Genomic DNA, 14,766 nt, shown 5'->3' on the forward strand with positions numbered 1-14,766 from the left:
TTACATCTGTTCTCTAAACATTTCTGAGTTTTGAATGTAGGTAATTTCATCAAATGAGATTCTTTGTTGTAATCGTTCGGCCAATCCTGAATCAATCTCGTTAGAAGTTAACGCTTCTTGAATCAATTCGTATTCAGCGTGGAAGGCCTGTAAGAATAATTGGTAAACCACGTCTGGATCAACGTTTCGGGTATTAACGCGTCGGTGTCTCGTCCGATAAATTCGACGCACAAAGTTAGCTTCCATCCCATGTTCCGTATCATGAGTCTTCAAGAACTCCATGACGGCTTTAAAACCAACGTCTTCAATGGCTAATAGATCTTCACCATGCTTCTCGAATTGGTTCCGCCAGTAAATTCCTTCAAGCTCAATTGGGGCTTTCAAGAAGGCCTCACGAGCTGTCACTAAATCCTTTGATAACCGACCAGTATGCAAGCCGAACCGAATTCGAAGCATTAGGTTCTTCCAGACACTATCATTGGCAGTAAAGTTACTTAATTCAATAAATTCAAAATAGTACGTTAATTCATCATCAGTAATCTTACCGTCATCATGCATTTGTTGGATGGCAGCTTTTTCAGCGTTTTGGGCTTCCTTCATGATCTGTCGTTGAATCCGGCGATTAGGGGTACCGTCCAAGACCAATTGCTGCTGCAATGAATCAATGACAATCTGGGCTTCCCCAAGATGTTCTTTTTCCTTAGCAACTTCACTAATTGCGGCTTGAATCATCCGCTTAACCCACTTGTATCGTGGTTGATCGACAGACTTGGTTGGCACAATCAATGGAATCAACACCGTTGGGGCGACCAAACTGACAATAATAATGACCGCAGCCACGAAGATCATGGGACTTCTGAAGACGAACGGTTCATTATTACCAATCACCAAGGGCATTGAGAATGCCAATGATAAAGTGATGGTTCCGTGGGCTCCACTAAGGGCCATGATCAAACTATCTCGCCATGACCGTTCTTGATTATCATTGCTTTTAACTAAGAAATGGCTCCACAACATCCGCACAACTAATTGAGCAGCATACAAAGCAATTCCTAGTAACGATAACCGCCAGATAGCGAACGCTGAGTCAGGACCATAATGCATTGCCAGAATGACGCTTGGTAGTGATAGTCCTAACAAAACAAATACGATGCCGGATAACATCCCCGATAACACTTCCCACACGTTGCTAGTAACAATTTGCATCCGTGATGAAGTCAACCGGAGTTTTTCTCGTTCAGAACCCTGAGCTAACCCAGCCGCCACAACGGCTAAAATTCCGGACATATTCAGCTTATCTGCTAATAGGTAAACCAAGAATGGCGTCAGGATTTGAATTGGCACCATGATAACTGACGTATCATCGTGATGCCGGATCAAGAATAACCGTATGCTGACAATGGCAATTCCCAAGACCGCCCCAAAGATAATCCCCCCTAAGAATTCCCAGAGAAAGACTTCAATGGTTCGGGTTATATGAAATGATCCGGAAACATAGGCCTCCAAAGCCACTTCAAACAAAACGATGCCGGCTGCATCATTAAACAATGACTCATTCTGCAGAATCCCCATCTGTTCTTTGGCAATCGGGCTCGTTTCAAAGATCGAATTAACTGCAGCTGCATCAGTTGGCGTAACGACGGCCATTAACGCAAAGCTCAAGCTAAGAGGTAACACTGGATCAATCCAATGCAACCCGGCCCCGACGACTAAGACGGTAACTAACACCAATCCCACCGCTAACGACAGGATATTAGTGATTGATCGACCAATCCATAATCGGGAACTATTTTGCGCTTCGTTGTACAGCAATGGCGAAATAATAGCTAATGAAAATGTCAGTGGATTTAGCACAAAATCCCGATAAACTGGCAATATTGTCAGTAAAATTCCGATTCCAATCAAGAAGAATGGCAAGGGAACAATCTTAATGTGGTTAGCTAGGATATTTCCAGCCACCACTCCAGCCAGGAGAATAATAATCAATAAGACTTGATTCATGTTTGACCCCCCAAAATAATTAATGTGGGCCGGCTTGTCCCAATCATTAATTGTATTTATTAACTCAATTATACTAGCTTTACTAAGATCTGTAGAAATTAACTAGTTTTTGATTAGTCACCTAGTACTTTGAATTCCTAGTAACCAGCCAAAATCCAAGTCCCACCGCAATAATGGCGGTAATCAGGGCCAATGCGTTCAGTAGACCACTCATAAATGCTAAGAATTGTAGGCCACTAATTACTTTTAGCACGATGGAACTTAGGATCAACACAATAGCCATCAGCTGTAGTTTTTGTTTACTCATCCCAACCGTCCTTTCTATCTGTAATATAGCTTAGCTTAATTTAGCTAATAAAAAAAGCCATCCCCAGGGATGACTTTTGAAATTAATTATTTAAGCTTATTTTTCACCGTAAACTTTAGCAGTTCTAACCATGTTAGCAACAAATCCGTATTCGTTGTCGAACCATGTAGCGGTCTTAACAACTTGGAAGTCACCGTTTGAAGTTACTTCAGTCAAAGTTGGGTCAAAGACAGCACCGTGAGTGTTGCCAATGATATCTGAAGATACGATTTCATCTTCATTCCAACCAAATGCGGCATTGCCTTCAGTGTATGGCTTGATTGCTTCGTTAACTTGGTCTGCAGTAACGCCTTTTGTACTAAAGACAGATACTAATTCACAGACAGAACCATCAACTACGGCAACACGTTGTGCGTGTCCTTGTAGATGACCATCCAATTCTGGAATAACCAAACCAATAGCCTTAGCAGCACCAGTTGAATGAGGAATCGTGTTAGATGAAGCCGTTCTGTTAGGTCTGAACTTCTTGCTCTTAGGACCATCCAAAATCATTTGTGAACTAGTGAAGGCATGGATAACTGTCATGGTACCAACTTCAATTCCAAATTCTTTGTTCAAGTAGTATGCCATAGGTGCTAAGGCATTAGTCGTACATGAACCAGCTGAGATGATTTGGTCATTTGAGTCGATGGTGTCATGGTTAACGTTGTAAACAACGGTCTTCATTTGACCAGCAGGAGCTGAAATCAAGACTTTCTTAACGCCGGCATCCAAGTGAGCTTGTGATTTTTCCTTTGAAGTGTAGAAACCAGTACATTCAATAACCATTTCCACACCGTTTTTATCTACCCAAGGAATTTGTGCAGCATCTTTTTCAGCGTACACTGGAATTTCCTTACCATCGATGACGATAGCATTGTCAGTTGAGCTAACTTCATGATTTGAAATTCCATGAGTTGAATCATATTTAAATAAGTAAGCAAGCATTGATGGGGTTGTTAAATCATTGATTGCAACAACTTCAAGCTCTGGATCATTAACTTCAAGAATTCTCTTTAATGTTAGGCGACCGATACGACCGAAACCATTAATACCAATTTTTACCATTGATAATCCCTCCAAAAAAACTTTTTTAGTAATTACTACAAAAAACATGAACCACATGACAACCAGGAAGATTCACTAATCATCTTATTGTCACGATTAGTATACAAAACTTTTATCAAATATGGTTAAATAAACACTTTCGATTTGTAATTAGCTCTTAGCAGTCTTTCTCATTTGCATTAACCGATATAGTTCCACGAAAATGGCAATGACGGCTAAACCAACCGTAATCCAAAAAACATTAGCATAAGCATGCATAAAGCTTGCCCCTAATTGAGGTGTTACTCGTCTAGTTCCTGGCAATTGCATGAACAAAGCTGATGACGCGAAACTAATCCCGATAGTCATCCCTAAAGTTCTAGCAAATGAATTAAATGAACCGGCAACTCCGTACAATGACTTATCAACTGAACTCATGGTCATGGCATTGTTTGGTGATAGGAATAATCCCATCCCAATCCCGTTAATTACAACTGGGATAATGATTAACACAAGATTCAAGTTGGCAGGATATAAAGCGTAACCGATTTGGGAAATTGCTAAAATAACTAAGCCTAAAGCCGTTAGCATTCCTCGGTTCCAATGATCAGCTAAGTACCCCGAAATTGGGGTAACAAATAACATCGTCAATGATTGTAACATCATAATTAAACCACTATAGAATGGTGATAAGCCTGAGAAACTTTGCAGATAAAATGGCAATAAAATATTTGAAACGGCGTTAATCAACATTGCAGCTAACATAACTACAATGGAAATCATGTACGTTGAGTTTCTAAGTAGTTCTCGGGCAATCCAGGGTGATTTTGAACGATCGTCTTGGTAGAAGGAATAAACTGTTAAAGCAGCACCAACTACTAATAGTAACCCACCCCAAGCGATATTCTTAGCTCCGGTTTGGAGTAATGAACCACTCATAAAGAAGATAATCATTCCGATAGTGAAAATGTTTTGACCAGTCCAGTTAGCGCCCTTCATCTTAGGCCGAATCTCACTGAACCCACCTTTAGGAAGTGGCAAAATCTTAAATCCAATAAATAATACAATAATTCCAAGTGGCACATTGATAAGATAAATCCACCGCCATGAGGCAAAGGAAATAATAAATCCACCTAAAGCTGGTCCAGAAATTGTCCCCACTGAGGTGAACATGGAAATAGCGGATAACGCCTCCGCCCGCTTAGAATTAGGAATATTTTCCGTCACGATTCCCATTGAGTTAGCCATAATCATAGCCGAACCGACAGATTGAACAAACCGGCCGATTAAAATAATTGGGTAATTAGGCGCAATCCCAGTCACAGCAGAACCAACTAAGAAAGCGACCCCTCCCCAAATAAACACGAAGTCTTTTGACACCAAATCACCTAAATGACCAAATAGCACTAGCAAAATGGCAGTAGTAATCAACCCGATTTGAACGATCCACGTTGATGCCCCACTACTTACTCCCAGATCCATCCCGATTTTAGGAATTGCTAAGTTCGTACTAGAACCTGATAATCCACTCAAAATTGAAAATAGTCCTAATACAAAAATAATTTGTCTGCTACTGGTTTTTTTAGGCTCAGTTGTTTGTGTTTGCATACCTTACTCCCCCCTTACTAGCTTCGATTATACCATTATCATTAAAAAAGCTGATTTATAAGCACCACATAAAAAGCAGAGCGATAAGTTAATATCACTCTGGCTTTGGAAATTATCATTAATAGCTAGGCTTTATTTTACACCATATTCAGTCAAGAAAGCACTAAAAGGTTTCAAATCTTCTGCGTAATAACGTTTCTTGAAGCGATCAATTGCTTCGGGAGTGTTATCAGCTGGATCTAATTCTAGACTTTCAACTGGAATTGGACGTTCACCAGTGATTTGGACATCAATCAAAACTGGTTCATTTTGATGTTCAGTCATTTCTAAGGCTTCATCAAAGGCCTTAGGTAATTCTTCAACCTTAGTAACCGTAATTCCGTGAACTCCTTGAGCTTCGGCGATTTGGGCAAAGTCTACCCCACCAAGTGACACTCCAAAGCGTTCTTGTTTTTCGTCTTCTTGTTCATCAACAATGAAGCCTAATTCAAAGTTCTTAAAGACCACGTTAATGATTGGTAGATCATAAAGCTTTTCAGTGATTAAATCTTGCATAACCATTGATTCAGCACCATCACCAGCAAAACTAAAGACTTGCTTCTCAGGATGGCTCAACTTAGCAGCCAAGGCTCCTGGCAGGCCAGCTCCCATGGTAGCAAATAATCCTGAAGTGAACCAACGGTCTTTACCAGTGTTCTTAATTAGTCGAACCGCGTTTTGAGTAACGTCACCTACATCAATTGAGAAGAGGGCGTCATCTTTAGCGATTCGGTTAATTTCTTTAAAGACTGGTTCGAATCTTAAATCACCGTCAGTCTTGTTCATCATCTTTTCGTTGTATTCACGCCAGTTATCAGCGTTAGCGATGTTAGCCTTGTACCAAGCAGTCTCAGGTTCTTTTTCAGACATTTCCAAGAACTTCTTGATAGATTTCTTAGCATCAGCGTACATTGAAACATCAGTCTTGTGACGTTTACCAAGCATAGCTGGGTTACTGTCAATTTGGATAAATTTAGCTTTAGGATTAAAGAGCACTTCTGAGAATGGGAAGTTTGAACCAATAAAGAGCATCAAATCAGTTTCTTTTAATGCTTCGTTAGCTGGTTTAGAAGCAACTCGCATTCCTGAACCCAATAAAGCTGGGAACTCATATGGGATAACATCCTTAGCTAAAGCAGCATAGATGATTGGCATTTGTAACTTACGAGAAAGCTCCATCATGTCATCAGCCGCACCACGAACTCCTTGGCCCATGTAAATCACTGGGCGCTTAGCTTCCTTGATCAACTTCAAAGCTTCTTCAACCTTTTCGCCCTTAGGCTCTGGAGCTTCAGCTTTTTCAAAGTTAGCAGCAGATGAGTAGTAACCATCTGCTGGAATTGGTTCATGAGCCAAGTCATTTGGAATCACAACAAAGGCTGGACCATGTTTAGCATAGGCCTGACGAATGGCTTCATCAACCACTTTTGGTAAGCTTTCAGCAGTTGTAACTGTCCGGTTATAAACCGCAGCATCACCAAACAATTGTGATTCATCTTGTTCTTGGAAGAAATCTTGGTTCATCAAAGCATGAGGGACTTGACCAACTAAGAACAATGTAGGAACGCGGTCCATCATTGCATCATATGCACCTTGGAATAAGTGGGTAGCACCAGGTCCAGCTGAACCAAATGCCACTCCGATCTTACCGGTTACACGACTGTCATCAACCGCAGCCAAACCACCAACTTCTTCATGACGAACATGAATGTACTTGATGTTGCCCTTTGATTGTTCTTCACGCAATGCATACATCACATTGTTGATACTACCACCGGGTAATCCATAGATATGATCTACGCCCCAGCTTTCCAGTGTCTTTACCATTGCAATACCTGAATCAATTGTATCTGCCATAATAAACTTCCCCCTTTGGAAACGTTATCTATTAATACTTACAACTGAATAATACCGTTATCAATTTTAACTATCAACTAAATAGCACTCTGAAATAGTAAGTCGAATTTAATAATCCACTCGCATGAACTTAAATTTTGGCTCCCATTTCATCAATGTGCCGCCGCACTTCATGTTCACGTTCTCGTTGTTTAAATGACGCACTATGAATAGTGCTCCCCGGACGAGAAACTTTTTCATAAAGTGGTTGAGCGTCTAGTAAAAATTTGTTTGTGGCAAAGACATAGTCTGCCGTAAATAATAGATCTTCCGCTAAATCCAAGGTTTCATCGAACCGAATGTTTTATCGCGCAGAATACTTACTCGAAACGCCTTATTCCATACATAACCGCCAATCAAGTTGCCCCGGGTGTTGATTGCGTCATAGACTTGTCGCTTAGGCACTTCAACCAAGCCTTCATGTTCAAGTTGACCAGCCCCACGGAATCCCCACCGATAGCCAACGGTCACCATATCAATTTGTGGATCGGCCATACCGACAGCCATCACTTGAAGAAACTCTGGTTCGACTAAGTCATCGCCATCAACAAAGGTCAATACATTCCCCTTGGCAGCATCAATCCCAGTATTGCGGGCTTTTGATACCCCAACGTGTTTCTTCAAGGCAATCACTCTAAATCGTGAATCCAATTTCACGTACCGTTCCGCGACGGCAACTGTTTCATCCGTTGAAGCGTCATCTACGACAATCACTTCAAATTGACGGTACTTTTGATTGGCTAACGCATCCAACGTCTTACCAATATAATCAGCTAAGTTATGGGTTGGTACAACCACTGTAATCAATACATCATCAGTCATCATTATTCCCCCTTAATTTCAACCAAAATTGTACCCCTTGAAAGGTCAAAATCAACTAAAATGTCCTACTGCAAATACCTGATGACGATATCTGATAACACCCCAGCGATTTTATCTGGGTCAGTTTCAAAATCATTAGCCTCAAAGTCAAAATAAAAGTTAATCATTACGCCTACTAAGGCCGCATAACTATGTTCGGGCGCGATTCCGCGAATCTGAATGACGATTGGTCGCCAGTGATTGTAGAATTCTGGGTTAAGTTTAGTCATATCCCGTAGAACTGTAATTCTATTGCTATTAATGAGGAGTAACTTAACCTCCTCATGATTGGCTTTAACATATTTAAATAACGCAGAAAAATAGTTTTTGGTCAGTTGCCGAGTTTCTTCAAGCGTTTTTCCACCACCAACCGGATTATCTTCTTTAATTCTGATAATTTGTTTGATGACATCCTCTTGCAATTTCTCTAATAGGTCGTACTTATCATTATAATAAGAGTAAAATGTCGTTCGGTTAAGCCCGGCCGTCTCTAAAATTGACTTTACCGTAATTTTATCAACGCCTTGGGTATCAAGTAATTGAAAAAAGCTTCTTTGATCTTGCGTTTTGTTCGCATAACGCGCTTATCATTATCATTCATAAAAAATTATTCCTCTTTTTTACCAGATATCCAACATTATACTACATTGTGTTGTTGAAATGTTTTACTAACCTATCTAAAATGGGTTAATGAAAACGACGCTTGTTGTTTCCTAATTCCCACTTAATGGCTATCGTTTTAATTGTATCCTTGTGAAGACCATAATCGGTCAGTGACATTATTTAATAACGTCACTATTTCAATTAGCGATAATATATTAATTCTTTAATTTTGTTAGTTTCCGGTCTCCCCACCGGATGTTTCGCGTATCTCATATAATAATCTTGGCAAAGCCATCTCTTACCTACACCAAGACTCCCCCAATATATTTGATATTCTTTATAGTAATTGCTATAAACACATATAGGCACTCGCTGAAACAACTAACAAAGATTAATATATAAAAGCACTAGAATGGACTCCCCTCCATTACTAGTGCTTTTTTGTATGCTTATTTCTTAATAAACGTATCAATTAAAATTGGTGTGATATTTTGTTCAATGATAGCGGCGATAAGTAGCAGTGGAACCACAAAGACTAAAGTATCGATTGCGGTGGTCTTAATCATCTCACCCAAGGTCGCTGATGGCTTACGGTGTCGCAAATACTTATCAATCATGAACCAAGCTAATCTAGCGCTAATGGCTGCCGAAATGATTTGGGCTGGAATTTCAAATAGCCCATGAGGCAAAATGCCGGCTAGAAATAACAAAATTGGTTGTGGTCCGATTGTGAGCACGGCCCCAACAGAAGCGGCATTATAGACCACAAACAAATAATACAGCGGAATTGGGATTAGTCCCAACACAATAATTGTTAATGAACTAGCGAAATTATGGAAGAACAATGGGAAGAAGTTCCAAGTATTAGAACCCTTACTTGCTCCCCCAATCGTTGACGTTAAGAACGATTTGGCTGCTTCAGTGGATGTCGTTAATTTAATAATTGCATATACAATAATCCACGTTGCCACCATAATCGCCAAAAACTGCCAAAAACGCTTGCGATAATCTTGGTTGAATCGATCTAAACTACTTCTAATCATATTACTGTACCCCCTTTACGTATTTGTATTATAAAACATTTACTGAGAGTTGTTATGATTCATGCTCATTCTTTTCAGATTGTAACCCTGTAAAGATCCGCTGCATGTTTTCTTCGATAGTAAATAACTGTTCAGAATATTGGGCTAGTTCGGCCGCATATTGATCAGCCTTATCCTGATCAGCGAAACTTTTATATCGCAAGTCATGTTCCAAGCTTGCCCAAGTATCCATCCCCACAGTTCTAATTTGTACTTCCACGGGAACATTTTGTACACCTGCGTCCTGAAAAACTGGTACTGAAACTATCAAATGGTAACTACGATAGCCATTGGGTTTGGGATGATTAATATAGTCTTTTTCTTTAATTACGGTCACGTCACTTTGCTTGACCAGCGCATTTCTAACTTTAATAATATCATCGAGGTAGTTAGTAATTACTCTGATACCCGCGATGTCGTAAATATTGCCAAATAAATCATCAGTATCCAAAGGGATCTGCTTGCGCGAAACTTTTTCAAGCAAGCTAGCCGGCTCCTTCATACGTTCTTCCATATGATGAATTGGATTATGATCGAAGTTAGCAGAATACTCATCGTCAAGATTTTCTAATTTCGTACCAATCTCATTTAATGCTGAATGCCGAAGCAAGTAAAGTTGACTGATTTTTCTGAGACTTGCATATCCTTGAGCTAGACCAGCATCACGGAACTGTTTTTCGTATTTTTTAATGTTAAAGAGATTTGAGCGCTTAATAATCATACCGTTGCCTCCAGTTTTTTAACAATCCTTCTAGTAATTATTATCTAACATATTGTATACTGTAAATCTCGGCTTTTTTGTGTGTAAGGAGGAATTTATGCAAAGTTTTAAAACCAGAAGTTTTATCTTAGTCGCGATTGGTTTCATCCTTGGGATGAGCGAATTTATTATGGTCGGGATCTTAAATGATCTCGCTAGTAGCTTTCATGTTGGAATTGCCAGTGTGGGCCTGCTAGTTACGCTATTTGCAATTGTTTATGCTATTGCCACCCCAATTTTAACTATTATGGTCGGATCACACCGCCTATATCGCGTGATGATTTTATTATTGATTATTTTCATAGCCGGCAACGTGCTAACTGCGATTGCCCCCAATTATGCGATTTTAACCATCTCCCGCATTCTAACCGCTATCGTTTCCGGAATTACGGTTTCGATCGCTATTACTTTTTCGGCCGTCATTGCTCCCAGGGAAAAACGTGCCTGGCTAGTCTCATGGGTGTTCTCCGGTTTTAGTATCGCCTCAGTTTTTGGGGTGCCACTAGGAACTTGGATGAGTGGTACGTTCGGTTGGCGGTCAGTCTTTTGGCTAATCGTAATCATCTCAATTGTGTTCACCATCCTATTTGTGCTATCCCTTCCACGGGATGTGCGACAGGGAAAGATGGATCACTTTACTCAACAACTGTCGATTTTTAAAGACAAACGTATCCTGCTGGGAATTTTATTGCCAACCTTAAACCTGGCTGGGGTGTATGTAGTTTATACCTACTTACGACCAATCATTGTTTCTGGCATTAATTTTCCAGAAAGTTTTGTGACCCCTATCTTATTCGTGTATGGGTTTGCATCTCTGGCTAGTAATCAAGTTAGTGGTCGCATTGCCAATTATGATGGGTTAAAGACCATCGAAAAGGTATATATCCTGCAAATCGTTGCCCTGATTGCCTTACCATTATTATTTAGATTATCATGGTTGGCACTGGCCGCCTTGGTTATCCTGGGGTTCACCATGTACCTCCAGAATTCACCAATGCAATTATTTTACTTAGAAGTAGCCGAAACTGACTATCCACAATCAATGGTTATGGCTTCATCGCTCAATTCAATTTTTAGTAACTTGGGAATTGCGATTGGTTCTGCCACTGGTGGGGTTATGGTCAGTAGCTTAGGCCTGTCATCACTCGGATTCGGCGGTGCAGTTTACACCGTCCTAGCCTTAGTAATCTTAATTACGTTAAATCATGTTAGAAAAATTAAATAAAAGCTGCTAACTTTCAAATTACTGAAAGCTAGCAGCTTTTTAATTTATTTCGAATCGCGGTCATGATCATGTTTATCTCGTTTCTTTTCTGATTTAGGCTCATTTTTTTCGGCCCATTCTTCTCGAGTCAACATGTCTTGAACCGTTAAATCGATTTTATCAACCTTCATGTTAGTCATTTCTTCAACTGAGTTAGTGATTTTTTGGGTCATTTTATTGAAAACTTGTTCGGCGTTTTTACCATATTCTAAAATCGCATTAATTTTCAGTTCAACCCGGTTTTCGTCTTCATTCATGTTCACGTCAACACCTTGAGTTGGGTCATCGCCACTAGAAGTCTATCTGTCATTTTTTCGAACACGTTACCTTCTAAGGCTAATACTCCATCAACATCACAAGCGGTCTTACCAGTGATTTTGCAATTACATTGTCGTCGAATACCATGTTAGTTTCGGGTGTCTTAGTAGTAGTAGTTGTTGTTGAGTTTGTCATAGGTCATTCTCCTTTTCTAATAACGTTATTCAGCATTTTCTTCCGTACTTAATGATGAATTAGGTTTGCCAGAGTTGTTATCTTTCCACTCTTTCTTACTCATCACTTCGTTAATATGCAAGTTAAGTTCAATAACTTTAAGGCCGGTAAGTTTTTCGATTTCTGAGCTAACCACGTCACAAATTTGGTTGAACATTTGGCGGATATCGTGGCCATATTCAACTGTGGCTGTCATTTCCAACGCAACTTGTTTGTCGCCGACATCTGCCGAGATTCCTTGAGTTGGATCACTCTTGCTGCGGAAACGATCCGTTAAGCTACCAATCACTCCACCATCAAATGATAAAATCCCCTCAACATTTCGAGCAGCTAATCCAGCAATTTTTTCGATTACTGAATCTTCAAATGTTAAATTAGTTTGTTCAATACTTGTGTTTGTTTGTTCTACAGTTGGATTTTGCATTACGATTCCTCCTCCTCATGATTTACTTTCTTTCAATATTCAAGGCTGCCATCGTTGAATCGAGAGCTTGTCTGAAAATCACCTTTGAATACTTAGCAACTAAATAGCCTACTATTCCAATCAGACCAACCAGCAGCGCACTTCCAAATCCAAACGCTACCCAGACGGTCCCAAATATCATGGCAATTAAGGCGCCACTTAATTCGGTATTCATCGCAATCCCTCCTTACATAACCTTAAGCCGTTGCGTCGATTTGCTAAGGGGAACTAACCGCACCTTAGTTTTGCTGGGGATGCCCAGGTGGGCAGTGAGACAATCATTGACAACTTGCTGAATTTTCTTCGCAACTGCCTGATAATTTTCTTCACTTAAATTAATTGCCTTCACGTTAGCTTTAACTCGTTGGCCATTACGATTGATACTAACCTTAGTTTCAACATTGCTAACTAGGTTACTATCAACAACGGTTTTGTTAACCATTTGTTCCAACGAGTTTTTCGAGACAACTAAGTTCCCCTGATTACTGCTAAACCGCAGATCTCTTTGAGTAGTCCGACTAGTTCCTAACATAATGAGAATGATCAATACTAGCAAAATAGTGATTCCTGCTAGTACCAAAGCGGTTATCTCGGTTGCAACTTGATCATTGACCCAAGCTGTTTCAAACCAGTCAGATAGGTACGGAATGTGTACGATGATTGAAATAAACCACACGGCCTGGACTAGACTTACTAATGAAATTATGCCAATAATCCATTTAATATACCGATTCATATTTCGATCATCCCTTCCTAAATCATTTGATCAAGAACTATAATTTCTTGATTACACAAAAGATAACATGACCGTTATATTTTCCTCAACAAATATGCCTACATAAAAAATGCCTTACTATCTTCAACAAAATCAAAGATCAGTAAAGCATCTACGTAAATTAATGTTTAGTTCCTAACGCCTGAATAAACGTCGTCAGTAAGATTAAAATTCCGCCGGTTAATTCGGCCGGCGTTAATGGCGTCCCCAACACCGTAACCGCTAAAATGGTTGCAGTTAAGGGTTCAAAAGCTCCTAACATTCCCGTTGTAGTCGCTGAAATATACTTTAGACTACTTAAATAAAAGAAGTAGGTAAACACCGTACCGACGACCACGATAATGGCAATCCAAAATAGAAAGTCTACTGTTAACGCTACGCCACTGTTCGTGAACGTATTAAACAAAAATGGCACGCCACCGATTAACATGGCCCAGCCAATGACAAATCGCGCATCGTATTTTCGTAATAAGTGACGAGGCATTAAGGTATAAACTGCAGTGGCGACTCCCGCCATCACCCCCCCAAAACATTCCCCGTGGGGTGAGCGCTAACTGATTGAAATGGCCATTGGTCGCCAGCATAAACGTTCCCAATAGAGCAATCACAATGGAAATCGTATCAATTCGGCGTGGTAATTTTCGACTCGCAAATGCCACGTAGATAATAATAAATAGTGGTCCCAGGTTTTGTAGCACGGTGGCTGTTGGCGCGTTACTATAGTTAACCGCACTAAAGTAACACAGTTGTGATGGCATCATCCCTAATAATCCAAATAAGATTAACATGATAGCATCGTGGCGGTTTTTAAAAATCTGGATGACTTCTGCCCCATTTGTCACTAATGACCAAATGATTAAAATTGAACCGGCAAAGAATAGGCGCACGCCCACAACCCAGACTGGTGAGACATGATAGGTAGTAAAGACATATTGAGCAATTGTGCCAGAAATTCCCCAGAGTATTGCTCCTAAGATGACGTAAAAGATACCTTTAGCAGCATGGCTATTGGTGGTGGCTTGCATAGTTTTAGCTCCAATCAGACAAAGTTATATATCCAGCCTATCGGAAAACTACTAGCTCTGCAAGGTGTGGTGAGGATATTTCAACTGCCATGCCATGAATAGAACAGTAACCTGGGCAACTAATGGAAGCTTACTTATCATTTTTATTCTTAGCATCCTTTGATTTTTGATCATCATAATCCCAATATGCCAACCAAGCACAGATAATAAATAAAACTGAAAAATATCACCGGCACAATAAATAAACTGGTAGCAAAGTAATTAAGTGGGCTATCATACACATCAATTGCAGGATCAATGCTTTGGGCAATCTGTAAGGCAAATGTTGTAACTAGACCTAGGCAAAGAAACCTGATCGCATAATCAAGATATTTAATCATTATATCTCCCCCAAATATACTTTATTCAATACGTATTAGATCCAGCATAAAAGTAAATTATGCCAAGAATGAATAGCAGAACGTTAATAGCCACAAATGCAATCCCACAATACAACAATATTTT

At 39.9% G+C, this 14,766-nt stretch carries 16 protein-coding genes and 2 pseudogenes; 1 reads left to right on the top strand and 17 read right to left on the bottom strand.

Annotation, left to right across the window (positions count from 1 at the left end; all coding sequences use genetic code 11):
• From NBRC111893_RS00825 to NBRC111893_RS00865, 11 genes and pseudogenes are all read right to left on the bottom strand, one after another.
• On the bottom strand, positions 1–2,001 hold the full coding sequence (locus NBRC111893_RS00825) for a cation:proton antiporter (protein ID WP_125007639.1): 2,001 nt from the start codon (positions 1,999–2,001) through the stop codon (positions 1–3).
• 121 nt (positions 2,002–2,122) lie between these two features.
• The gene (locus NBRC111893_RS00830) at positions 2,123–2,308 is read right to left on the bottom strand and encodes a hypothetical protein (protein WP_125007640.1); all 186 of its coding nucleotides are present in this window, start codon (positions 2,306–2,308) and stop codon (positions 2,123–2,125) included.
• Between the two features lie 96 nt (positions 2,309–2,404).
• Positions 2,405–3,415, bottom strand: a complete 1,011-nt coding sequence (gene gap, locus NBRC111893_RS00835; RefSeq protein ID WP_125007641.1) for a type I glyceraldehyde-3-phosphate dehydrogenase — start codon at positions 3,413–3,415, stop codon at positions 2,405–2,407.
• A gap of 150 nt (positions 3,416–3,565) precedes the next feature.
• Positions 3,566–5,002 (bottom strand): MFS transporter, encoded by a 1,437-nt coding sequence (locus NBRC111893_RS00840; protein ID WP_125007642.1) that lies wholly within the window; start codon positions 5,000–5,002, stop codon positions 3,566–3,568.
• A gap of 132 nt (positions 5,003–5,134) precedes the next feature.
• Positions 5,135–6,898, bottom strand: a complete 1,764-nt coding sequence (spxB, locus tag NBRC111893_RS00845; protein ID WP_125007643.1) for a pyruvate oxidase — start codon at positions 6,896–6,898, stop codon at positions 5,135–5,137.
• A gap of 130 nt (positions 6,899–7,028) precedes the next feature.
• The gene (locus NBRC111893_RS10875) at positions 7,029–7,220 is read right to left on the bottom strand and encodes a hypothetical protein (protein ID WP_225417450.1); all 192 of its coding nucleotides are present in this window, start codon (positions 7,218–7,220) and stop codon (positions 7,029–7,031) included.
• Complete coding sequence (locus NBRC111893_RS00850) at positions 7,211–7,759, bottom strand: glycosyltransferase family 2 protein (protein ID WP_225417451.1); 549 nt, start codon at positions 7,757–7,759, stop codon at positions 7,211–7,213. The genes NBRC111893_RS10875 and NBRC111893_RS00850 overlap by 10 nt, the downstream gene beginning before the upstream one ends.
• A gap of 65 nt (positions 7,760–7,824) precedes the next feature.
• Complete coding sequence (locus NBRC111893_RS00855) at positions 7,825–8,220, bottom strand: hypothetical protein (RefSeq protein ID WP_225417452.1); 396 nt, start codon at positions 8,218–8,220, stop codon at positions 7,825–7,827.
• A gap of 12 nt (positions 8,221–8,232) precedes the next feature.
• Positions 8,233–8,328: pseudogene (locus NBRC111893_RS12015) on the bottom strand (TetR/AcrR family transcriptional regulator); the annotation flags it as partial.
• A 522-nt stretch (positions 8,329–8,850) separates the two neighbouring features.
• Positions 8,851–9,444, bottom strand: a complete 594-nt coding sequence (locus tag NBRC111893_RS00860) for a stage II sporulation protein M (protein WP_125007644.1) — start codon at positions 9,442–9,444, stop codon at positions 8,851–8,853.
• Positions 9,445–9,496: 52 nt separating this feature from the next.
• On the bottom strand, positions 9,497–10,204 hold the full coding sequence (locus tag NBRC111893_RS00865; RefSeq protein WP_125007645.1) for a GTP pyrophosphokinase: 708 nt from the start codon (positions 10,202–10,204) through the stop codon (positions 9,497–9,499).
• 97 nt (positions 10,205–10,301) lie between these two features.
• Here NBRC111893_RS00865 and NBRC111893_RS00870 point away from each other — a divergent pair, with 97 nt between their 5' ends.
• Entirely contained in the window at positions 10,302–11,468 is a 1,167-nt protein-coding gene (locus NBRC111893_RS00870) for an MFS transporter (RefSeq protein WP_125007646.1), read from the top strand.
• A 44-nt stretch (positions 11,469–11,512) separates the two neighbouring features.
• Here the strand turns inward: NBRC111893_RS00870 and NBRC111893_RS10885 are convergent, their stop codons facing one another.
• The 6 genes and pseudogenes from NBRC111893_RS10885 to NBRC111893_RS00900 all read right to left on the bottom strand — a co-directional run bounded on the left by NBRC111893_RS10885 (position 11,513) and on the right by NBRC111893_RS00900 (position 14,642).
• Positions 11,513–11,764, bottom strand: coding sequence for an Asp23/Gls24 family envelope stress response protein (locus tag NBRC111893_RS10885; protein ID WP_230402919.1), 252 nt, complete (start codon positions 11,762–11,764; stop codon positions 11,513–11,515).
• 221 nt (positions 11,765–11,985) lie between these two features.
• Entirely contained in the window at positions 11,986–12,423 is a 438-nt protein-coding gene (locus NBRC111893_RS00880) for an Asp23/Gls24 family envelope stress response protein (protein ID WP_125007647.1), read from the bottom strand.
• 22 nt (positions 12,424–12,445) lie between these two features.
• Positions 12,446–12,637, bottom strand: coding sequence for a hypothetical protein (locus NBRC111893_RS00885; protein ID WP_125007648.1), 192 nt, complete (start codon positions 12,635–12,637; stop codon positions 12,446–12,448).
• 12 nt (positions 12,638–12,649) lie between these two features.
• Positions 12,650–13,198: an alkaline shock response membrane anchor protein AmaP gene (amaP, locus tag NBRC111893_RS00890; protein ID WP_125007649.1), complete on the bottom strand. Its 549-nt coding sequence runs from the start codon at positions 13,196–13,198 to the stop codon at positions 12,650–12,652.
• Positions 13,199–13,358: 160 nt separating this feature from the next.
• A pseudogene (locus tag NBRC111893_RS00895) lies at positions 13,359–14,262 on the bottom strand (EamA family transporter).
• Between the two features lie 173 nt (positions 14,263–14,435).
• Entirely contained in the window at positions 14,436–14,642 is a 207-nt protein-coding gene (locus NBRC111893_RS00900) for a hypothetical protein (protein ID WP_125007650.1), read from the bottom strand.
• Positions 14,643–14,766 lie beyond the last annotated feature (124 nt).

It is taken from the genome of Lentilactobacillus kosonis (assembly GCF_003864335.1).
In the GTDB taxonomy this organism is placed as follows: Bacteria; Bacillota; Bacilli; order Lactobacillales; family Lactobacillaceae; genus Lentilactobacillus; species Lentilactobacillus kosonis.